We start from the raw sequence: 21,355 nt of genomic DNA, 5'->3' as shown, positions 1-21,355 counted from the left end.
TTTGTGCCCCAAAAATGCCTTCTATTTATGGACGTGCTGAAGGAAGAGATCGATCTGAAAAAGCTCCCCCGCCATATTGCAATAATTATGGACGGCAACGGACGTTGGGCCCAGGAAAAAGGGCAGGACAGGTTATTCGGTCATTTTCATGGAGTTGAAAGCGTCCGCGACATTGTCGAAGGCTGCGCCGAACTGGGCATCGGCTATCTCACTCTCTATGCCTTCTCCACCGAGAACTGGGACCGTCCCGCTTATGAGGTCACCGGCCTGATGGAATTGCTGGTAGAGACCATCCGGAAGGAAGTAGAGACCCTAAACAAGAACAATATCCGCCTCCATGTCATCGGCGATATGAGCATGCTCCCCGACTATGCCAGCATGGAATTGAAAGAAGCCCTCGAATTTACTGCCGGCAATACCGGGCTCAACCTGGTGATGGCCCTTAGCTATAGCAGCCGCTGGGAGCTCACCGAAGCCGTCCGCAACCTGGCCCGCGACGTTCAGACGGAAAAGTTAGACCCCGACGCCATCACCCAGGATACCCTCCAGCAATACCTGTCTACCCGCGATTTCCCCGATCCGGAACTGATGATCCGCACCAGCGGCGAATATCGTATTAGTAATTTTCTGCTATATCAGTTAGCTTATGCCGAATTGTACTTCACCAGTGTTCGCTGGCCTGACTTTCGTAAGAAAAACCTCTATGAAGCGATCCTCGATTTTCAGGGTAGGGAAAGGCGATTTGGCAAGACGAGTGCTCAGATTCAACAGGATTTGATGGCTCCCGGCACCACTTTTTAACAAACGTTTTGTATAAATCCCCTTAATTTGCCGCCCAAATGCCGCCGAAGGCGGCAAGTCCACATTAAAAAACCGACTGGATGCAACGAAGATCGCTGATTTGCGTTTTTTTGATCACTACTTACTGCTTACTTCACTCTATCGCTGCGCTGGCCCAGGTGAATGATTCTACGAAAAAAGCTTCCGTCGATAGTCTCAAACCTAACGCTTCGGATACCGTTCCGCATGGCGTATCTATTGATCCTGAATTAGTTGCACTTGCCGGCGGCAAAACTCCACCCCGGGAATATATAATCGCCGGCATCAAGATCTCCGGTACGAAATACCTTGACGAATCCCTCCTTACCTCCATTTCCGGTCTCACCGTGGGCGACAAGGTTACCATCCCCGGCGGCGACAACTTCAGCAAGGCCATCATGAACCTGTGGAAGCAAAATCTCTTTGCCAACATCGCTATCTATTTTACCAAATTGCAAGGCAACAGCCTATATGTGGAGATCGACGTAACGGAAAGACCCCGCCTCGGCAATTTCTATTTCAAAGGCCCGGGCGTAAAGAAGGGTGACGCCGATGACCTCACGACCAAGACCGGTCTCATCAAGGGCCGCGTGGTCACAGAGAACATGAAGCGATCGGCCATCCAATACATCAAAAAATATTATGCGGACAAGGGATATGAAGATGCACAGGTTCGTATCACCGAAGCCCACGATCCTGTAGTTCAAAACTCGGAGATCGTTACTTTTTACATCGATAAGGGACCAAAGGTTCGCATCTACCAGATAGATTTTTTTGGCAACCAGGCCGTCCGCGAACAAAAGCTGAAGAAACAGCTGAAGGACACAAAGGAGCAGAGTCGGATGACCATCTATCCGCCCGACAACCAAACGCCTTATGGTCCGCATGATTCGGTGACTCTGCGGCAATACCTCAGCAACTGGGGTTTCCTGTCCTACCATGCGACAAAAGAATTCATCGACCCCTATTTCCGGTTCAAGCTGTTTAGCGGCTCCAAGTTCAGCCAAAGCAAGTTCGATGAAGATAAACAAAAGGTCGTATCCTACTACAACTCGCTCGGCTACCGGGATGCGGTCATCGTCGCAGATACGCACTATACAGACAAGAAGGTGCGTAGCCGGCTGTACGTTGACATCAAAGTCGACGAAGGGCATAAGTATTATTTCGGCAACATCAGCTGGAAAGGGAATACCAAATACTCCGACTCCATCCTCAGTCTCATCCTGGGTATCCATAAGGGTGATATCTACAACGCCGATATCTTAAATAAAAAATTGGGCAAACAGCTGTCCGCGGAAGGCGGGGATATAAGCGGCCTGTACACGGATGACGGCTATCTGTTCTTCCATGTCGAGCCGGTGGAAACCGCAGTATATAACGATACCATCGATTTCGAGATCCGCATGACGGAAGGACCGCAGGCAACCATCAAAAATGTTACCATCTCGGGCAACGATAAGACCAATGAATATGTCATCCGGCGCGAACTCTTCACCATCCCCGGTGACAAGTTCAGCCGCACCGAACTCATCCGAAGCCAGCGTCAGATCGCCAACCTGGGTTTCTTCAACCAGGAGAAGATCCAGCCCGGCATCAACCCCAACCAGGAGGATGGAACGGTCGACATCAACTGGGGGGTAGAAGAAAAATCCGGCAACCAGCTCGAGCTGTCCGCCGGCTGGGGTGGCGGCATCGGGCTTACCGGTACCGTGGGTGTCACCTTTGCCAACTTCTCCATCAAGAATATCTTTAATAAAGATGCCTGGCAACCGCTGCCTGAAGGGGATGGACAAAAGTTAAGCCTGCGTATCCAGTCCAACGGGAAGGCCTATCAGTCCTACAACTTCTCTTTCACCGAACCCTGGCTGGGTGGCAAGAAAAGAAATTCCCTGACGGTAAGCCTTTATCGAAGCGTATTCCGTACGGGGGGCTATAACTTCCGTACCAACACCTACGCCTTTAGCGATAGCAACTCGTTGAAAAACTTCGGCATAACCCTTGCCCTGGGCAAGCAATTGAAATGGCCGGATGACTTCTTTACGCTCACCTATTCGGTGAACTACACCCAATACGATCTGAACAACTATCCCTTGTTCACGAGCGCATTCCGCAATGGCCGCTCAACCAACTTCAGCTTCAAGCTGGCACTGAGCCGTTACGATCTTGACCAGCCGATCTATCCGCGGCGGGGCTCCAACCTGCTCTTGAGCGTACAGTTTACACCGCCCTATTCGCTCATCGACAAGGGCATCACCCAGAATTACAGTTACAAGCTTCCGGAATACCACAAATGGCGGTTTACCAGCGACTGGTATCTGCCCATCGGGAATGCCATGGGCGCTGACAAGAGCAGACAGTTTGTGCTGAAGGCCTCGGCAAAATATGGCTTTATGGGCCGTTACAATCCAGCCCTCGGGTTCTCGCCCTTCGAACGCTTCCAGGTGGGAGATGCGGGGCTGACCAACAACTTCGGTCTGCTGGGGTATGACATTATCTCCCAGCGTGGGTATCCTGTTTACGAGAACTCCGATCCGAAGGTCAACCCCGACCAGCAACAAGCCAGCCAGTTCTTCACCATTTTCAACAAATACACCCTCGAATTGCGCTATCCGTTTACGACCAACCCCAGCAGCACCATCTATGGTTTGACCTTCTTCGAAGCTGCCAACGGCTGGTTCAACTATACGGATTACAACCCCTTCCGGCTGCGTCGCAGTGTCGGGGTCGGGATGCGCTTCTTCCTGCCGATGTTTGGTCTGCTCGGATTTGACTATGGCGTCGGGCTCGACCGCATCCAGAATGGCTCGTTGCGGGATGCTACCCGGTTCACCTTTATGTTAGGGTATGAACCGGATTAATTTGATTATTTTACAGGTCTTAAATAGACTAACCATGAAAAAGATAATCCTTGCCATTTTTTGCGCCCTGGGTTTTTACTTCACAGGGCAGGCCCAAGCCTATGCCATTGTAGACACCAAGTATATCCTGGATAAGATGCCGGAGTACAAGGAGGCGCAGAAGAAGCTCGACCAGCAGAGCATGGTATGGCAGAAGGAGATCGACGCCAAGCAGGCAAACCTCGATAAAATGTATAAAGACTTTGAAGCCGAACAGGTTATGCTTAGCGACACATTAAAAAAGAAAAGGGAGGACCAGCTCTTCAACATGGAGAAAGAAGTCCGCGATCTGCAGCGTAAAAGATTTGGGTATGAGGGCGACCTGTTCAAGCTAAGACAGGATCTCGTAAAACCCATACAGGATAAGGTCTACAACGCTATTCAACAGTTGGCCGTTAACAGGATGTATGACTTTATTTTAGATAAAAGTGAAGGAATTACTGTTATATTTGCCGACCCTAAACTGGACAAAAGCGAAGACGTCCTGAAGGCTCTGGGTATTAAATAGTTAAAAACGCTAATAAAACAAACAACTTCAAAACAAAATGAAAAAGATTCTCACAATCGTAGCGGTGGTTATGGGCCTGGTTATGGCGGGCAATTCTGCAATGGCGCAGGTGAAGATAGCGTACATCAGCCTCCAGGAGCTGATCCCTGCCATGCCTGAATACAAAAAGGCTGATACAGCGCTGAACGATTATCAGAACGCCCTGGCTCAGAATTTCGAAGATATGAAGAAGGAATATGTGGAAAAGGACAGCCTTTTGAATTCCAAGGATACCCTCAAGTATACCAAGGCTCAATTGGAGCTGAAGAAGCGGGAGATCAGCGACATGCTGATCAAGTTGCAAGGCTGGCAGCAACAGGCGCAGCAGATGTACCAGCAAAAGCAGCAAGACCTCATCACCCCCATTCAGAAGAAGGCCGTCGAAGCCGTAAAGGCCGTTGCAAAAGAGAATGGGTTCACCTATGTGCTGAACAAGGAGATCCTGCTGGACTCCCCGCCCGCAGACGATCTGCTTCCCCTGGTGAAGAAGAAATTAGGTATCAAATAAAAACTTCTAAACAAACGCCGGGGCCCACCCCGGCGTTTTGCTTTTATGACTAATCCCATTGGTGTATTCGATTCGGGTTATGGCGGCCTCACGGTTCTGAAGGAACTGGTCGGCCGTCTGCCGCAATACGATTATATCTATCTCGGCGACAACGCGCGGACACCCTATGGAAATCGCTCTTTTGAAACTGTATATCAGTATACCCTGCAATGTGTTCAATGGCTTTTTGACCAGGGATGTCCGCTGGTGATCCTGGCCTGCAACACCGCCTCGGCAAAGGCCCTGCGAACCATCCAGCAGCTCGACCTGCCTCGCATCGCTCCCGACAACCGGGTTCTTGGCGTCATCCGCCCCACCACCGAAGTGGTTGGTCAATATAGCCGGTCGGGAAAAGTTGGTGTGCTGGCAACCCGGGGTACGGTGCTTTCCGAGTCCTACCCGATAGAGATCGCAAAATTTTTCCCTGATTTGCAGGTCTATCAGCAACCATGCCCCCTATGGGTTCCGTTAATAGAGAATAATGAGCACGACAAACCGGGGGCTGATTATTTTGTCCGGGAATATATCGATCAGCTGTTGGCACGATGCGCGGAAATAGACACTGTTGTCCTGGCCTGTACCCATTACCCCCTGCTAAAGGACAAGATCGCGGCTTGTTTACCCGACGGCAGCGTGCTTATTTCGCAGGGAGAGATCGTGGCCGGGAGTCTGGCGGATTATTTGCAGCGTCATCCGGAAATGGAAAGCCGGTGCAGCAAGGGTGGACGGGTGCGTTTTTATACCACCGACTCGACGGAAGACTTTGACAACCACGCCGGCATTTTTTACGGGCACAATTTGCGGTCGGCCCATGTATTATTAACCTAGTCTTGTATATGAAGAAGGTACTCCTATACTCCCTGGCGATTGTTCTCGGCCTGGCTGCCTGCAGAAAGGAGACCAGTATCGAGAATGGCGGCACAGCCGCAGGCAATTTCACGGCAAAGATCGATGGCGTCCAGTGGACGGCTGCCACGACAAAGGAAGGTGCCAGCATCCTCGGGGGCATCATCCAGATCACCGGGATCAGCGCCGATAACAAGGAGATTACCATGACAATCACCGATTCGGTAGCTGGCGGCTATCCGCTGAACCAGACAACCCCTTCTTTTGCAGCATATGCCAATGTCGACTCTTCCGAATTATACGCCTATTCCACCAACCAGGGCAGCGATTCGACCCAGGCAGGAGGTTCGGTCACCATTACCCGGATAGATACCGTCGCCAAGACGATATCCGGGACATTTGCCTTTAATGTATTCCGCGACATTGACGGCAGGAAGAAAAGCATCACCAATGGGGTCTTTACTAAAATTCCTTATGTTACTTCCCTGCCTGCTACCGCTTCCACTGACACCCTCAAGGCCAATATAGATGGCAACGCGTGGACGGGCGTTAACATCCAGGCCTCGGCCACTGCGGGTCAGCTGACTATCATCGGCGCCTCTGCGAATGGCATCCAGACCATCGGCTTGTTGCTCCCGGCCAATGCCACACCGGGGTCCTACGCGCTGGATGGTTCCAACCCCTCCTACCTGGCGGCGTATACTTTTGTCGCCAATTCCGCTACAAACGCTTTTGTCTCGACAAAGGGTACGCTTACGATAACGAGCAATAATACGGCTACGCGGCGGATAAGGGGAACCTTCACGTTTACGGGGTCCGACCCCACCGGGGCGAGCAACACAACCCATTCGATCAGCAGCGGCGTGTTTGCGGTGTCGTACTAAGCACCAAAGCCGCCGGAGGCGGCTTGTCCGACAGGACAGACATTAGCGCTTTGCGGGAGATGCGCTATTTTTCCAGAAGCGTTTCTCCCGCACATATTTTTTCCTAGCTAATCCCCTTTTTTTCCTAATTTTGCCATCCCTTTCACCGGCGGCGGGATGGTGCCCGCAGTCCAGAAATGACAGGAGCCGGAGGCGGCTCGACCGCGAGGTCAGATAGTAGATTTTGCATAATAGCTAAAACATTTTAAATGAAACGTACATTTCAACCACACAGACGTCGCCGCAAGACGGTTCATGGCTTCCGCAAGCGGATGCAAACCGCCAACGGCCGTAAAGTACTGGCTAGCCGCCGTGCAAAGGGGCGTCATAAGCTCACCGTTTCTGACGAGTCGAAACTGAAGTAGATCAGGTCCAATCGCATTATAAATCAATAGCTTCGGGATTCCCGGAGCTATTTTTTGCTTATGGCTGCGCACCGCACAACCTGGAAAAAAGCCGAGAAGCTCAAGAGCCGGAAACGGATCGAACGAGTCTTCCGGGAAGGGAAAAGCTTCTCCGTTTTCCCCTATAAGGTTGTTTTTTTGCTCTCGCCGGCGACGCCTCCCCTGGGGCCCCGCCAGCCATCCCCCGGCTCCGTGCAGTCTCCCTCAGCGCCGCCGCCATCCCATGTAAGTCCCCCTACTCAGGCCCTGTCCTCTCCCAGCCCCCGGCAGGCTCCGCTCCAGGCCGGTTTTGGCGCCAGCAGCCGTCATTTCAAAAAGGCCGTTGACCGCAACCGCATCAAAAGATTGGGCCGCGAAGCCTATCGCCTGCAGAAAGCCCCCCTGTTGCACCTCCTGGCCCAAAAAGGCCTCTCCATGGCCGTCTTCTTTGTTTTCACCGGAAAGGAACTGCCGGACTACGCCACCGTGACAGCGAAGATCGCCGTAGCTTTGCAGAAATTAATGAGGGAAACAAAATGAGGAAAGTGTTGCGTTTGTTAGGTCTTCCCCTGGTCGCCCTGATCAAGGTATACCAATGGGTCATTTCCCCGGCCCTTGGACCCCGTTGCCGGTTCACGCCAAGCTGCTCACATTATGCCGTAGAAGCCCTTAAGAAATATGGATTGTTCAAAGGCGCCTGGCTCAGCATTCGGCGGATTGCCCGTTGCCACCCCTGGGGCGGACATGGTATCGACCCCGTGCCATAAGATCCTCCCGCGGAACCGTCGCCTCGGGCCCCGCGCCTTGAGTAGGGCCGCCTACTTTGTCTTCTTGTCCGCGGGAACGCTTTCGGCCGGTGCGGGCTCCTTGGTCATCATTTTATCCAGGTTGCCGATGATCTCCCGCATTTCCTTCATACTATAGAATTTATAGATAGCAGGCACCGATCCGGCATCGAACGATCCGGGGATGGTCGTAAAAGGGCCAAAGACCTTGGACTTCGTCTCGGTAGTGACGCGGACGGCCTTACCGGGAACGATAAAATAGTTCTGGTTAGCGTCGCTTACATTCTGACCCTGGATCAATTGCTGCAGGCTGTCCAGTTTGTGCTTTAGCGCGTCCTGGGTGATACGGGCTTCGCCTCCTTCCGAGCCGACATGCTGGCGGCTGCCGACGACAGTGTCGGTCTTCAGGTTGGCGATATACAAGCCGTCATCGGGAATGGTGACCGTGTATTTGCCCTGGGGCGATTCTACATTCAGGGTCACCGGGTCGCCGGTGGTGAAATCCAGCTCCTGTTCATGATGGGTAGTACCGTCTCCATTGGCGATAGTAATTTGGTGCTGGGAGGCATCTATCGATATCTTATCGCTGGCGTAGACCAATACTTTTTTTTCGTGTCCTTTGCAGGCTGCAAAACACACGGCGGCGGCGAACAGGAAACTGGCTGATTTCATTGTGTTTTTTTTAGGACCGGCCCCTCATGGGGCCGGTCCTTATTATAAAATTTACTTGGAGTAATGCTCGTTTACTTTATCCCAGTTAATGACTTTCCAGAAAGCGCCGAGATAATCAGCCCGCCTGTTCTGGTATTTCAGGTAGTAGGCATGTTCCCAAACGTCGACACCCAGGATAGGCGTACCCTTTACTTCGGCTACATCCATCAGTGGATTGTCCTGATTGGGGGTAGATGAGATCTCCAGCTTCCCATCCTTAAGGATCAGCCATGCCCAGCCGCTGCCAAAACGGCCAAGGCCAGCTGCTGCGAACTTTTCCTTGAAAGCATCAAAGCTGCCAAAGGTGGTATGGATATCGTCGGCTAATTTTCCGGCAGGGGCTCCGGTGGATTTGGGCGTCAGTATCTCCCAGAAAAAGCTGTGGTTCCAGTGACCGCCGCCGTTATTACGCACTGCCGGGCTGATGGCGCCTGCCTTCTGCACCAGTTCTTCAAGGGATTTACCTTCGTTGGGGGTGCCGGCTATTGCCTTATTTAAGTTGTCGACATAAGCCTGGTGGTGTTTGCCATGATGTATCTGCATGGTCGTCGTGTCGATGTGCGGTTCCAATGCTTCAAATGCATAAGGAAGCGCGGGAAGTGTAAATGCCATAACAAATGGTTTAATGATATTAAAAAAAAAATTATTATCGCGCCTAAGATGCCAGAGGCATCTTGTCCGAAGGACAGACATTAGACAATTGCGGGAAATGCGCTACATTTCAGAAAGCGCATTTCCTGCACATTTAATGCCTGAAGGGAGAACAAATCTACAGGAAAAAGGTTAGGGTTCAGCGTTTTGACCGGAAAAAATCGCGCATCAGCGTGGCACAATCTTCGCTGAGGACGCCTTTTACCAATTCGGTCTTTGGATGGAAGGGCCAGGGTGCGGGTTGAGCCCCGATGCCCCGCCGGTAGCCGTTCTTTTCATCTTCCGCACCAAAGACCACGCGGCCGATCTTACTCCAGTAAAGGGCCCCGGCACACATCAGACAGGGCTCGATGGTGACATAGAGGGTGGCTTCGGGCAGGTATTTGCTGCCAAGATGGTTGAATGCAGAAGTAAGTGCGATGATCTCGGCATGTGCAGTGCAGTCGTTCAATCGTTCAGTCTGGTTATGGCCCCGGGCGATGACCCGGTTTGCCATGACGACGACGGCGCCGATCGGAACTTCGTCCTCTTCGTACGCCAGCCGCGCCTCCTTCAGTGCCTGCTGCATGAAATATTCGTCATTCATCGGCTGCAAGATCACGAAATTTTTGCCGAAATTCAAACCATGAACGATCCAGGCTTCCTTCCCGATCTCGGGCCGATGCGCCGATATTTTGAGTCCGGCGCCACCCGCCCCTATGCCTGGCGGCGGCAACAGTTGCAAAACCTGCGGCAGGCCATCAAAGAAGCAGAGACCGACATCTACCAGGCACTGTACGCCGATCTCAAAAAGAGTCCCGAAGAAGCCTATGCCACGGAGACGGGGCTTGTGCTGGCAGAGATCAGGCATACGCTGAAGCATCTCGCAAAATGGATGGCGCCGAAAAGGGCAGGCACTAATCCGGTGAACGTACCCGCCACCTCCCGCGTCTACCGGCATCCACTCGGAGTGGTGCTGGTCATCGCTCCCTGGAACTATCCTTTTCAGCTATCGCTCATCCCGCTGGCCGCAGCCCTCGCTGCCGGGAATGCCGTCGTACTAAAGCCCTCCGAATTGGCGCCGGCAACCGCCGCCCTCATTGAAAAGATCCTCACCAGGCTCTTCCCACCCCAACTGGTCCGCGTCATCCAGGGCGACGGCGCTACCATAGTGCCCTCGCTCATCAGGAGCTTCCGCTTCGATCACATCTTCTTTACGGGTAGCATTGTGGTTGGCCATGCCATCTACAGACTTGCCGCAGAGCAGCTCATCCCCGTAACCCTCGAACTCGGTGGCAAGAGCCCCGTCATCGTGGAGAAGGATGCCAACCTGCCCGTAGCCGCACGCCGCATCGTCGTCGGCAAATTCGCAAATGCTGGCCAGACTTGCGTAGCCCCGGACTATCTGCTTGTGCACATTGACGTTCGGGAATCCCTGCTGCGGCACCTGGAATCTTCGATCACCGCATTTTATGGCGCACAACCAAAAGAGAGCTATGATTATGGAAAAATAATCAATGAAAAGAGGTTCGACACCCTTGTTGGTTATCTGTCTGGGGCTAAGATCCGTTATGGCGGCCGCTATGACCGTGAGGCCCTTTACATCGAACCGACCTTGTTGGAAGAGGTGGCGCCCGATTCGCCGGTGATGCGGGAAGAGATCTTCGGCCCCCTGTTGCCGGTATTCACCTATCACACGATGGAAGAAGCGATGGCGCTGGTGCGGCAACATCCCGATCCGCTGGCCTTCTATCTCTTTACAAAAGACCGCCGTGTACAAAAAGCCTGGATCGACGGACTGGCCTTTGGCGGCGGATGTATCAATAACACCGACTGGCATTTCGCCAATCCTCACCTGCCTTTTGGCGGCATCGGCAACAGCGGCTTCGGGGCTTATCATGGGAAATATTCATTCGACCGGTTCACCCATCTCAAAGCGGTGATGCGGTCGCCGACCCTGATCGATCCGGCGATAAAATATCCGCCATTTAAAGGGAAGCTGAAATGGTTTAAGTGGTTTATCCGCTAGGACGGCCACGGGCCGGCCGGCCGAAGGCCAGACATAGGCCCAGCCAGACTGCGAAGCAGTCGGTACAGGGATCGGGGGATCCATCAGGCTCAGTAAGCACAGTCTTCGAACTGGCTCTGCGAGAAGCTGGCCACCGCCCTTTCCGGTACAAACCCCGCATAGCGGGCCTGCACCTGCTGCAACACTTCCCCGATCTCTTCCACCGTCTTTTTCTGCACCAGCTGATTGCGAAACTCCTTGATATGGGGAAAACCCTTGAGATAGTTGGTATAGTGACGCCGCATCTCCAGGATACCGACTACGGGACCCTTCCATTCCACCGATCGCAAAAGATGACTCCGGATGGCCTCGATGCGCTGTTCGATGCCTGGCGGCGGAAGATGCTCCCCTGTCCGCAGATAGTGTTTTATCTCATTGAAGATCCATGGGTAGCCTATCGCTGCCCGGCCGATCATCAGTCCATCGACCCCATACCGGTCGCGATAGAGCCGTGCCTTTTCCGGGGAATCTATGTCGCCATTGCCAAAAATGGGAATATGAATGCGGGGATTCTCTTTCACTTTTGCGATGAGTGTCCAGTCGGCTTCGCCTTTGTACAGCTGCGCCCGGGTGCGGCCGTGGATAGTCAGGGCCTGGATACCGGCATCCTGTAGCCGCAGCGCCACCTCTTCGATGTTCTTGGACTCATCGTCCCATCCCAGCCGGGTCTTTACCGTCACCGGCAGGGAAGTGCTTTTGACCACGGCCGCGGAGAGCCGGGTCATGGTATCCACATCTTTCAGGACGGCGGCACCGGCGCCCTTGCACACCACTTTTTTCACGGGACACCCGAAATTGATATCCACCAGGTCGGGCTGAACGGTATCGACGATCCGGGCGCTCATCGCCATCGCCTCTTCATCGCCGCCGAAGATCTGGATGCCAAAAGGACGCTCGTATTCGAAGAAGTCCAGCTTTTGCCGGCTCTTGATGGCATCCCTGATCAATCCTTCGCTGGATATGAACTCGCTGTACATCAGATCGGCCCCGTTGTGCTTGCACACATACCGGAATGGTGGGTCACTCACGTCTTCCATTGGAGCGAGGATCAGCGGGAATGCAGGAATTTGTATCTTGCCGATGTTTATCACGATAGATAACAGGAAACCGCAAATATACACACTTATCGTGGATTCTCATATGTCAGATAACCTCAGGATACCGTCTCCATGGGCGCAGCTGGGCCTCTTTTTGAGACTGTTTGGTTTTGCCTTCATCGGCGTGGTTTTCCTGGCCCTTCTCATGGGCCAGTTACCAAAACCTCTGTCCGCCAATACGCTGAAGCTTGCTCAAATTGCGAACACCGTCCTCTTATTCGGAGTGCCGGCTTTTTTATACGCCCGGCTCACCTTTGCAGATCACCCGCTTTATAATCTGGGATTCCGTCCCGCGGAAAAAAGGAATTTTTACCTTCTTGCCATTCTGCTGCTGTTCTTTTCTTTTCCCCTGGAAGGCTGGCTGGGTATAATGAACAAACGCATCGCCCTGCCCCATTGGATGATCCAGACCGAAACGGATACCGACCGGCAACTCACCGCCATCCTGGAGGTAAAAAAACCCGTCGACGTCCTGATCAATCTGCTGGTCGTTGCCGTGATACCCGCCATTTTCGAAGAAATGTTTTTCAGGGGCGTCTTACAACGGATTCTGATCCAGCTCATTAAGCGGCCATGGGCGGGCATCATCGCCACCGCTTTTATTTTTTCTTTTCTGCATTTCCAGTTTGAGGGCTTTTTGCCAAGGATGTTCCTCGGTATCCTGCTTGGTGCGGCCTTCTGGTATAGCGGCAGCCTCTGGACGACCATTCTGGCCCATTGCTTTTATAATGGGATACAGGTGGTTGCGCTGAGCTACTACCCTACAACGATCAATAACGAAAATCCTTCCATTCCGGGTTATGCCACCTTGATAAGTTTGGTAATAGTTGTAGGTTTGTTGACGGCGATGCGCAGCCAATCCCGCGCCGCAAAAAATAGCAAATGGCACTAAACATACCTATATTGAAAACCCGTTCGCTGACGGCCGCGGTGTTCGTCGTGGTCATGCTGGCGGGATTGCTATGGAGCCCCTGGAGCTTTCTTCTCCTGTTCTCCTTTATTCATTTCGGCTGTTGGGTCGAATACGAGAAGATGATGGTCCTCATCGACAAGGACTATGCCGGCATCTCCCCCCTGCATCGCTATAGCGTCATCATCGCCGGCTGGTGCCTGATGCTCTATTCCGCCAATGGTCACCTGCAATTCGCCGGCATCTCTATACATGCCGTTGGAAGATGGGGGTGTTTTGGGTTTTTATGTCTGTTGGTAGTTGGTGAGATCATTCAATACCGGACGCTCAATATAAAGAACATCGGCCGCAGCGCCCTCGGCCTCATCTACATTTCACTTAGCCTGGCCCTGCTGACGCATTTGCGGACCCTTTTCTATGGCAGCCCTCTGCCTTTTGCCGATCGGGTTCCGGTGATCATGATCATCGGCTCTCTCTGGATCAACGACACCATGGCTTATATTGTCGGCTCCCTCATCGGCAGGACGCCGCTCTCGGCCACCTCCCCGAAAAAGACATGGGAAGGCACCGTCGGCGGAATTATACTCGCCATCGGGGTCATGGGCGCACTCGGCGCTTCCCTGCAGAACTCGCCCGACTGGAACCTCTTTACCCCCATTCATTGGATGGTCGTTGCCGCTATCTGCGCCATCACCGGGACATTCGGCGATCTGCTGGAGAGTAAAATAAAACGCATGGCGGGCGTCAAGGACAGCGGACACATTATGCCCGGTCATGGCGGCTTCCTCGATCGGTTCGATTCCCTGCTGGTGTCCACCCCCTTCGCATGGTGCTACCTGATGTGGGTGATCAGCCAGGCGTAACATCAAAATACTTATCTTTGACTTTCAACTTGTTATTAAATACATGACAATTCATCGAGAAGGTTACATGTCCATCGCCATCGGCGCCCTGGCCTTTGCCGTACTCAATCTCATCTCTTTTTATTTTATCAGCGCTCATGCGGCCTGGCTTAGCGGGCTCATCTTCCTGGTGACCCTTGGCCTTCTCCTGTTCCTCATCTCCTTTTTCCGTATCCCCCGTCGAAACCTGTCCACCGGGGACGATCTGATCGTCTGTCCGGCAGATGGAAAAGTAGTGGTCATCGAGGAAGTGGTCGATGAAGAATATTTCAAAGACAAAAGACTCCAGATCTCCATCTTTATGAGCCCGGCCAACGTCCACCAGAACCGAAACCCTATCGGTGGCGAAGTCGTCTACAACCAATACCATAAAGGCAAATATCTCGTGGCCTGGCACCCCAAGTCATCCACGGAGAACGAGCGGCATACTGTCGTCATCCGCAATCCCCACGGCGAACTGTTGGTAAAACAGATAGCCGGCGCCCTCGCCCGCCGTATCGTCAACTATCTCCATGTAGGACAAAAGGTCGAGCAAAGCGCGGAGATGGGATTCATCAAATTCGGGTCGCGTGTCGATGTCCTGCTGCCTCCGGGCGTTTCCGTCCAGGTGCAGTTGAACCAGGTGGTTCAGGGCGGCGTGACCGTACTGGCGAAATGGGCTTAGAAAATATCCTCCAGCTCTTTTAAAGAACCAACGGTATAGGTGGGCTTTATCGCCGGTTCGACACCCAGGTGGTTGACATATACCTGGTCGATGCCTGCATTGATGGCCCCCTGGATGTCCACCTCTATGCTGTCACCAAGCATGATGCTTTCGCCCGGCGTTGCGCCCGTCTTGTGAAAAGCATACTCGAAGATCTCTTTATGCGGCTTCAGGCTGTTTGACCCTTCGGAGGTGATCACTTCCGTAAAATAATCGTTCAGGCCCGAATACTGTAATTTGCTGTGTTGCGTCTTTTCGAATCCATTGGTGATGAGATGTAGCTGATACCCTTTTCCCTTGAGATAGGTGAGGATCTCCACCGTATAGGGGAAGAGTATCTTGCGGGTGGGTAGGGCCTCCAGGAATCGTTCGTCCATTTGCCGCGCCAGGGGTTCGTCACCGATCTTGAAATCCAGCAAGGTGAGCCACATCCTTTTCCAGCGCAATTCATCGACCTTGATAAAACCGTTGCGATAGCGCTCCCACAGTTTGTCATTATGCACGATATAACGCTTATGGAAAAGGTCGAAGTCGTTGACCCCCCTGCCGGCCAGATCGAGGCTATGATACAATTCCTGCAAGGTCTGGCGGCTGTTGGCCTCAAAATCCCAAAGCGTATGATCCAGGTCGAAGAAAAGGTGTTTATATTGCATGACGCAATTTAAGTATTATGAATTGTATCATCACCGGGGCTTCAAAAGGCCTGGGTAAGGCCATGGCCGAACGGTTTGCTGCCGGGGGCTATCATCTTTATCTCTGTTCGCGGGACGCAAAAACGCTCGCGACGACAACCGAAGAGCTTGCGACCCGCTATCCCACGGTCACCATCCACAGCCGGCCCGCCGATATGGGAGAAAAAGAGCAGGTCACTGCCTTTGCTCAATGGGTCAGCGCCAGCGGCGCAACGGTGGATGTCCTGGTGAACAATGCCGGGCAGTTTATCCCCGGCAGCGTACACAATGAACCCGAAGGAGTGCTGGAAAAGCTGATCGCCGTCAATCTCTACAGCGCCTATCACCTCACCCGCCACCTGCTGCCAGCCATGATCGCCCGGCGCAGCGGTCACATCTTCAACATCTGCTCGGTCGCTTCCCTGCAGGCCTATCCCAATGGAGGGGCCTACAGCATTAGTAAATATGCCCTGGCTGGATTTTCCGCCAATCTCCGGGAAGAGATGAAGCCGCATGGCATCAAGGTGACGGCGGTGTATCCCGGCGCTGCTTATACCGACTCCTGGTCCGGCACAGGCGTAGACCCTCAACGCATTATGACGGCGGCCGACGTCGCCGAGATGGTCTTTACGGCCAGCCGGCTTTCACCACAGGCTACCGTGGAAGAGATACTCCTGCGGCCACAGCTCGGCGATCTTTAACCTAGTTTTAACCCTTATGAATCTTATATTTGTAGGCGTCTATGGATATTGGTAGACCTATAAAATCATCCGTTATCGCGACTATTTTACGTTTATCGTTTATCACTCTGATAACCATCCTTTCCGGGCTTTGTGCCATCGGACAGGTGAAGTTTTCCACCATGGTCAGCAGCCAGGAGATCGGTAAGACCGACTATCTCCAGGTAGAATTTGTCGTCGAGAACGCCCGGCAGATAGAAGACCTTACGCCCCCCGAATTTGCCGGATTCCGTATTGTCCAGGGACCGATCCAGTCCAGCGGCATGAGCATCGTCAACGGGAATATGTCCCAGTATAAAGCCCTGTCTTTTGTGTTGGAGCCCATAAAGACCGGGAAGTTCACCATTGACGGCGCGGTCGCCGCCGTGGATGGCAAACACATGCGCAGCAACCCTGTCACGGTTACGGTGCATCCGGGCGGATCGGGCGCCGCAAACGCTCATCCGGCGCCAGGTGGCAGTAGTCCTTTCGGCAACCCCTTTATGCAACCTTCCTGGGACCCCTTTGGACCCGAACCCGGAGAGGTTGAGCGGGATTATGTGTTAAAACCGGGTGAGAACGTAAAAGAGAAGATCCGAAAGAACCTCTTTGTAAAATGCCAGGTGAGCAAGAACTCCTGTTATGTCGGCGAACCTATCGTTGCCACCTATAAGCTCTACACCCGGCTCAGCTCGGAGTCTCGGGTGACCAAACGGCCTTCCCTCAACGGGTTCAGCGTCTATGACATGATCGATCCGAGCTCCGACGCCGTATCCGTCGAACACCTCAACGGTAAGGATTATACGGTTCATACCATTCGCAAGACCCAGCTCATCCCCCTTCAGGCAGGGTCGATCGACCTCGACCAGCTGGAAGTGGAAAACACCGTTCATTTTGTAAAAGCCTCCGGCCGTCAGGAAGTCCGGCATAACGGGAACAACCTGCGCGATCTGCTCGACCAGATGGCCGATGAGAACGATCTTGGTCCTGCTATCGACGAGAACGTCACTATCGATACAAAACCCGTGACGATTACGGTCAAGCCGCTGCCGGAAGAAAACAAACCCGCCACCTTTGGCGGCGCCGTTGGCAATTTTTCGGTGGAGGCCTCTCTTGCCAGTAATACCGTCGGCGCGCAGGACGAAGCCACCCTGCATCTCGTCGTCAAAGGGAAAGGCAATCTCCCGGTGATTGCTGCTCCGCCCATCTCCTGGCCGGCCAGCGTCGATGCCTTCGACCCTACGGCAAAAGAGGATGTAAATAAGACGGTGGCGCCTATGACTGGCTCCAAGTCGTTTGACTACGTCTTTGTTCCGAAGACAGCAGGGCATTATACCATACCGGCGGTGAATTTCTCCTACTTCGATCCCGCCTCGCAAACGTATAAAACGGCCGGGACAAAGCCCCTCGATCTGCAGGTATCGCCTGCCGTTAGAAAAGAAAGATCCCACGCTCCCGCCGATGTCACCCGGAATGAAGCGACAGCATCAGGAGGTATTGTCAATTTCCTCCAGCTTCACCTTGAATGGGTGTTTGCCGCCCTCCTCGTTGCGGGGGTCACCATCTATTTCTGGCGTCAGAACAGCAGGCTGCGGAAGAGCAATGGGGAAAGGAAGGTGCAGGCTCCGGCGCCTGCGGTACAGCCTATCCTGCCTCAGCAGCCGGTTGTCATTGATCCCTCCAATGCACCGCAGCAGCCGATGATGACCTCGACCCCGCACACGGTTGTGGGGCGCGCCATCCCGGAGACAGGCGCTGCCTCCTATGTGCCACAGACGCCCGCAGCCGACCCGCTGCTGGAAGCCCGCCGGTATTTTGATGCCCGCGACTCCAAGGCCTTTTACCGCGAGATCAACCGGGCCATCTGGAAGGCGATGAGCAGGAAACTCGACCTGCCGGCCAGCGAACTCAACAAGCAGAACAGCATCCACCACTTAAGATTACGAGGCTGGGATGAGACCTCCCTGCTTTCTCTCGAGAATATCCTCAATGAATGTGAGATGAACCTGTATACCCCGGCCTACGACCGGTTCAACATGGAGCAGTTGTTGTGGCAGAGCGAGCGGATATTGGACAGGCTGGCCTGAGCGGTCATTCAGTATACTTATACCCAACTCCGCGGACAGAATGAAAATACTTGGGATGACGGCTATCTTCCTCGAAATACTTCCTGAAATTCAACACGAAATTATCAATGGTGCGCGTCGTCGGATACACATTATACCCCCATACGGCCTGCAAGATCTTCTCCCGGGTGACCACCTCATTCCGGTTTTCGATAAGTAATTTCAACAGCATTGCCTCTTTCTTGCTCAGTTGTATCCTGCTCCCGTCCTTTGTCGTGGCTTCCTGGGCCCTGAAGTCGATGGTATTCTTGCCAAAGCTATACGTGTCCCCAAAAGACTCTTTCTCCTGCATCTTCTTATTCTTTTCTATCAGCTTTTGTATCCGCAGGAGCAGCTCCTCGAGGTTAAAGGGTTTTGTCAGATAGTCATCTGCGCCTTTTTTCAGACCCAGCACCCGGTCGGCGCTGGCATTCTTCGCGCTGAGGATGAGGATGGGGACATCGTTGTTCTGGACACGGATGGTTTCGGTGACGCTGATGCCATCCATGCCGGGCAGCATCACGTCGAGGATGATCAGATCGAAATACTCCGACTGGATAGCCTTCAGGGCCTGCGATCCGTCAAAGGCCGACGTGATCTCATACCCTTCCAGCTCGAGGTTGAGCTTAAGCGCTTCATGGAGGTTTTCTTCGTCCTCTACCAGCAGGATGGAGATTTTGGAGCTCATGGTATCAGGCTGTGAATGTAACCGTAAAAATACTTCCAACCGGGGAATTATCGGTGACTTTAAGTGTGGCATGGTGGTCCTCGGCGATTTTGCGACAGAGATAAAGCCCCAGACCGGTACCTTTCGTCCGGCGGGTCGTCTCCTGGCCGGCGCGGTAGAATTTACCGAAGATCTTCTTTTTTTCTTCGTCGGGGATGCCCTGGCCCTGGTCGGCAACACACAACGAGATGGCCCGTCCCTTGCGTCCCAGGCTCACGGTGATGGTACCCTCCCGGGGCGAATATTTCAGGGCATTCTCTACCAGGTTATTCACAAGCATTTGCAGCAGCACCGCATCCCCCAGGAGCGTGCAGCCCGGTTCTATATGTTGTTCCCAATGTCTTTCGGGAAACCGGTGTAGGTAATCCTGCATCAGATGCGTAGCAAGATCGGACAGATCGAGTGATTCTTTCGACTGGACATATTCCCCTTCCAGTTGTGAGGCGACCAGGATATTGGTGGCCAGATGGTCGAGGCGGTTGGTCTCCTGCAAGGCCGCCTGGATCATCTTTTGTTGCTTCTGCTCGTCTAACCGGTGTTTGAGCAGGGTTTCCAGGTTCAGCTTGGTCACCGCAATAGGTGTTTTCAGCTCATGCGTGACAGCCATCATAAAATTCTGCTGCTGCAGTTGCAGCCGTATCTGTCTGCGTACTTCCCGATAGACAAAGATGGCGCCCACCAGTATGAGAAGGAGAAAAATGCTGCCTTCGCCGATGAATTCGGCGGTTTTTTTCATTTCATCTTTGTGGATGGCTTCGAGCCGGGTGTTGTAACCGGGGTCCTCCGGTCGCAACAGCATGATCCGGTAGGTCGTCATCTGGCGATTTTGTATTTCCAGGGCGATAAACCACCATGCCAGCTCGGCTACGATATAGGCCAGCAGGATCCAGAATACGATAATGGCAACCGCCAGACGTTTCTTTTTGAACATACACTAAGGGGCTCTTTCTATGCGGACCCCGACGTTAAGGACATGTTTCAACGGGTCTTCCCGCATCACCTGTTCGAGAGTGAAGGAATATGCACCCGGGTGGTTGAATTTGGTCGATTGCTGAATCAGGACACGCTGCTCATAGATGTCTTCCATCCCCGTGCCGAGCCATCCCTTTTCATTGGTAGCCAGCTGGAGATCATAGCGGTCGCTGCGGACTGCTGCATCTCCCGGTTGTTTGATGGTGCCCCGGATCCAGATGTTGTTGTAGTTATAAGCGTCCGCATGCCGCAGTACGATAAAGATGTTGTAGCGGTAGGCGGTATCCATATCGCTGATGTTGAAGGTGAAGGTCGGCTTGAAACTGCCGGCCCATTGCTCTCCGGGGAGGCTGATATCTTTCTCATACATGCCTTCAGGCGGAGTGCAGGCCATCCAGTGGGAGGTAAACGCGAGCAGAAGGAATACAGCGTAGTTTTTCATTTGCACAAAAATACGGTCATTATAAAACATTCAAAACCTGTTCTTTTGCCTTTTCCAGCTCGTCTTTCATCAGGACCACGCATTGCTGGATGGTCGAATCATAGGCCTTGGAACCCGTCGTATTGATCTCGCGGCCTATCTCCTGTAAGATGAAAGACAGTTTCTTGCCCTTGCTGTCGTCCTGCTCCCGGAGGATGGCCTGGAAATAATCGCAGTGGTTCTTCAACCGCACCTGCTCTTCGCTGATATCGATCTTCTCGATGTAATAGATCAGCTCCTGCTCCAGCCGGTTGGGGTCATAATTCTCTTTCCCGACATGTTCTTCCAACAGCTTCTTCAACCCTTCTTTTATCTTTTGCTGCCGGAAGGGCTCCAGTTTGATGACCTCGTCCTGGTGGCGCACAATATTGTTGATGCGCAGCAGCAGGTCTTCTTCCAGGGATGCTCCTTCCATAAGCCGGTGCGCATCGAGGTCTTCGATGGCCGAAAGGATCACCTTTTCGAATTCCGCCCATTCCTCGTCCGTAAGCGTATCGCTGGTGGGAGTGATCACCTCCGGCAATTTGACCAGCGTGCTCAGGATATTGGAGGGGTCGAGCTGTAATTCTTCGGAGAGATCGGCCAGTGCCCGGTAGTATGCCCGGGCCAGATCGGTATTGATGCTCACCGGCTTGGCATTGCCGGTTTGTTTCAGGCTGATGGTGCAATCCAACGAACCCCGGCCCAGTTTCTCAGAGAGTAGTTTGCGGATGGGAAACTCAAAGGGTTTTAAGAATCCCGGCAATTTCAATTGCAGTTCGAATTGTTTTCCATTCAGGGATTTGATATCTACCTGGAAAGTCTTGTCTCCTACTGCCTGTTCTGCACGACCGAAGCCGGTCATCGATTTGAGCATAAATTCAATGTTTTAGATGTAATGCCCCTTCGGGCAACGGATCCTTAGCCCGTTAG

At 53.1% G+C, this 21,355-nt stretch carries 24 protein-coding genes; 15 read left to right on the top strand and 9 right to left on the bottom strand.

Translation table 11 applies throughout. From position 1 onward, the window contains the following. Positions 1–27 precede the first annotated feature (27 nt). From uppS to yidD, 9 genes are all read left to right on the top strand, one after another. The gene (gene uppS, locus IEY39_RS18450) at positions 28–801 is read left to right on the top strand and encodes an undecaprenyl pyrophosphate synthase (protein WP_188934309.1); all 774 of its coding nucleotides are present in this window, start codon (positions 28–30) and stop codon (positions 799–801) included. An 80-nt stretch (positions 802–881) separates the two neighbouring features. Next, positions 882–3,677 (top strand): BamA/OMP85 family outer membrane protein, encoded by a 2,796-nt coding sequence (locus tag IEY39_RS18445; protein ID WP_188934306.1) that lies wholly within the window; start codon positions 882–884, stop codon positions 3,675–3,677. A 34-nt stretch (positions 3,678–3,711) separates the two neighbouring features. Continuing rightward, positions 3,712–4,224: an OmpH/Skp family outer membrane protein gene (locus tag IEY39_RS18440; RefSeq protein WP_188934304.1), complete on the top strand. Its 513-nt coding sequence runs from the start codon at positions 3,712–3,714 to the stop codon at positions 4,222–4,224. Between the two features lie 37 nt (positions 4,225–4,261). Beyond that, a complete protein-coding gene (locus tag IEY39_RS18435; RefSeq protein WP_188934302.1) occupies positions 4,262–4,771 on the top strand; it encodes an OmpH/Skp family outer membrane protein in 510 nt (169 codons plus the stop codon). A 45-nt stretch (positions 4,772–4,816) separates the two neighbouring features. Beyond that, on the top strand, positions 4,817–5,638 hold the full coding sequence (gene murI, locus IEY39_RS18430) for a glutamate racemase (RefSeq protein ID WP_188934300.1): 822 nt from the start codon (positions 4,817–4,819) through the stop codon (positions 5,636–5,638). Positions 5,639–5,646: 8 nt separating this feature from the next. Beyond that, positions 5,647–6,540, top strand: coding sequence for a Riean_0653 family protein (locus IEY39_RS18425; protein WP_188934299.1), 894 nt, complete (start codon positions 5,647–5,649; stop codon positions 6,538–6,540). A 248-nt stretch (positions 6,541–6,788) separates the two neighbouring features. Further along, positions 6,789–6,944, top strand: coding sequence for a 50S ribosomal protein L34 (gene rpmH, locus IEY39_RS18420; RefSeq protein ID WP_188934297.1), 156 nt, complete (start codon positions 6,789–6,791; stop codon positions 6,942–6,944). A gap of 60 nt (positions 6,945–7,004) precedes the next feature. After that, positions 7,005–7,502, top strand: coding sequence for a ribonuclease P protein component (locus IEY39_RS18415; protein ID WP_188934295.1), 498 nt, complete (start codon positions 7,005–7,007; stop codon positions 7,500–7,502). Then, entirely contained in the window at positions 7,499–7,729 is a 231-nt protein-coding gene (yidD, locus tag IEY39_RS18410; protein WP_188934293.1) for a membrane protein insertion efficiency factor YidD, read from the top strand. Before IEY39_RS18415 ends, yidD begins: the two co-directional genes overlap by 4 nt. A gap of 51 nt (positions 7,730–7,780) precedes the next feature. On the opposite strand, the gene IEY39_RS18405 is transcribed toward yidD, so the two are convergent. From IEY39_RS18405 to IEY39_RS18395, 3 genes are all read right to left on the bottom strand, one after another. Next, positions 7,781–8,419: a hypothetical protein gene (locus IEY39_RS18405; RefSeq protein ID WP_188934291.1), complete on the bottom strand. Its 639-nt coding sequence runs from the start codon at positions 8,417–8,419 to the stop codon at positions 7,781–7,783. Positions 8,420–8,470: 51 nt separating this feature from the next. After that, positions 8,471–9,070: a superoxide dismutase gene (locus IEY39_RS18400; RefSeq protein ID WP_188934289.1), complete on the bottom strand. Its 600-nt coding sequence runs from the start codon at positions 9,068–9,070 to the stop codon at positions 8,471–8,473. 178 nt (positions 9,071–9,248) lie between these two features. Continuing rightward, the gene (locus IEY39_RS18395) at positions 9,249–9,695 is read right to left on the bottom strand and encodes a nucleoside deaminase (RefSeq protein ID WP_188935633.1); all 447 of its coding nucleotides are present in this window, start codon (positions 9,693–9,695) and stop codon (positions 9,249–9,251) included. A 39-nt stretch (positions 9,696–9,734) separates the two neighbouring features. Between IEY39_RS18395 and IEY39_RS18390 the strand changes: the two genes are divergently transcribed. Beyond that, positions 9,735–11,117 (top strand): aldehyde dehydrogenase, encoded by a 1,383-nt coding sequence (locus tag IEY39_RS18390; protein WP_188934287.1) that lies wholly within the window; start codon positions 9,735–9,737, stop codon positions 11,115–11,117. A gap of 89 nt (positions 11,118–11,206) precedes the next feature. On the opposite strand, the gene dusB is transcribed toward IEY39_RS18390, so the two are convergent. Then, positions 11,207–12,247: a tRNA dihydrouridine synthase DusB gene (gene dusB / locus IEY39_RS18385; protein ID WP_188935631.1), complete on the bottom strand. Its 1,041-nt coding sequence runs from the start codon at positions 12,245–12,247 to the stop codon at positions 11,207–11,209. A 49-nt stretch (positions 12,248–12,296) separates the two neighbouring features. Here dusB and IEY39_RS18380 point away from each other — a divergent pair, with 49 nt between their 5' ends. From IEY39_RS18380 to IEY39_RS18370, 3 genes are read left to right on the top strand one after another with little or no spacing between them, the layout of a single operon-like run. Then, positions 12,297–13,145, top strand: coding sequence for a CPBP family intramembrane glutamic endopeptidase (locus IEY39_RS18380; RefSeq protein WP_188934285.1), 849 nt, complete (start codon positions 12,297–12,299; stop codon positions 13,143–13,145). Continuing rightward, on the top strand, positions 13,136–14,026 hold the full coding sequence (locus IEY39_RS18375) for a phosphatidate cytidylyltransferase (protein WP_188934283.1): 891 nt from the start codon (positions 13,136–13,138) through the stop codon (positions 14,024–14,026). Before IEY39_RS18380 ends, IEY39_RS18375 begins: the two co-directional genes overlap by 10 nt. 43 nt (positions 14,027–14,069) lie before the next feature. Further along, positions 14,070–14,729 (top strand): phosphatidylserine decarboxylase family protein, encoded by a 660-nt coding sequence (locus IEY39_RS18370; RefSeq protein WP_188934281.1) that lies wholly within the window; start codon positions 14,070–14,072, stop codon positions 14,727–14,729. On the opposite strand, the gene IEY39_RS18365 is transcribed toward IEY39_RS18370, so the two are convergent. Beyond that, the gene (locus IEY39_RS18365; protein WP_188934278.1) at positions 14,726–15,421 is read right to left on the bottom strand and encodes a YjjG family noncanonical pyrimidine nucleotidase; all 696 of its coding nucleotides are present in this window, start codon (positions 15,419–15,421) and stop codon (positions 14,726–14,728) included. The genes IEY39_RS18370 and IEY39_RS18365 overlap by 4 nt on opposite strands. Positions 15,422–15,438: 17 nt before the next feature. Here IEY39_RS18365 and IEY39_RS18360 point away from each other — a divergent pair, with 17 nt between their 5' ends. Beyond that, positions 15,439–16,140 carry an SDR family NAD(P)-dependent oxidoreductase gene (locus tag IEY39_RS18360; RefSeq protein ID WP_188934276.1) on the top strand — a complete coding sequence of 234 codons (702 nt, stop codon included), beginning with the start codon at positions 15,439–15,441 and terminating at the stop codon, positions 16,138–16,140. Positions 16,141–16,181: 41 nt separating this feature from the next. After that, entirely contained in the window at positions 16,182–18,245 is a 2,064-nt protein-coding gene (locus IEY39_RS18355) for a BatD family protein (RefSeq protein WP_188934274.1), read from the top strand. A 4-nt stretch (positions 18,246–18,249) separates the two neighbouring features. Here the strand turns inward: IEY39_RS18355 and IEY39_RS18350 are convergent, their stop codons facing one another. From IEY39_RS18350 to IEY39_RS18335, 4 genes are read right to left on the bottom strand one after another with little or no spacing between them, the layout of a single operon-like run. Continuing rightward, complete coding sequence (locus IEY39_RS18350) at positions 18,250–18,951, bottom strand: response regulator transcription factor (protein WP_188934272.1); 702 nt, start codon at positions 18,949–18,951, stop codon at positions 18,250–18,252. A gap of 4 nt (positions 18,952–18,955) precedes the next feature. Beyond that, positions 18,956–19,921 (bottom strand): sensor histidine kinase, encoded by a 966-nt coding sequence (locus IEY39_RS18345; protein ID WP_188934270.1) that lies wholly within the window; start codon positions 19,919–19,921, stop codon positions 18,956–18,958. A gap of 3 nt (positions 19,922–19,924) precedes the next feature. Continuing rightward, positions 19,925–20,404 carry a gliding motility lipoprotein GldH gene (locus tag IEY39_RS18340; RefSeq protein ID WP_188934268.1) on the bottom strand — a complete coding sequence of 160 codons (480 nt, stop codon included), beginning with the start codon at positions 20,402–20,404 and terminating at the stop codon, positions 19,925–19,927. 19 nt (positions 20,405–20,423) lie between these two features. Continuing rightward, positions 20,424–21,299 (bottom strand): YicC/YloC family endoribonuclease, encoded by an 876-nt coding sequence (locus IEY39_RS18335; RefSeq protein WP_188934266.1) that lies wholly within the window; start codon positions 21,297–21,299, stop codon positions 20,424–20,426. Positions 21,300–21,355 lie beyond the last annotated feature (56 nt).

The organism is Puia dinghuensis (assembly GCF_014642875.1).
GTDB classification, from domain to species: Bacteria; Bacteroidota; Bacteroidia; order Chitinophagales; family Chitinophagaceae; genus Puia; species Puia dinghuensis.
Note: the sequence above shows the minus strand (reverse complement) of the source record. Positions and strands in the feature narration are given on the sequence as shown.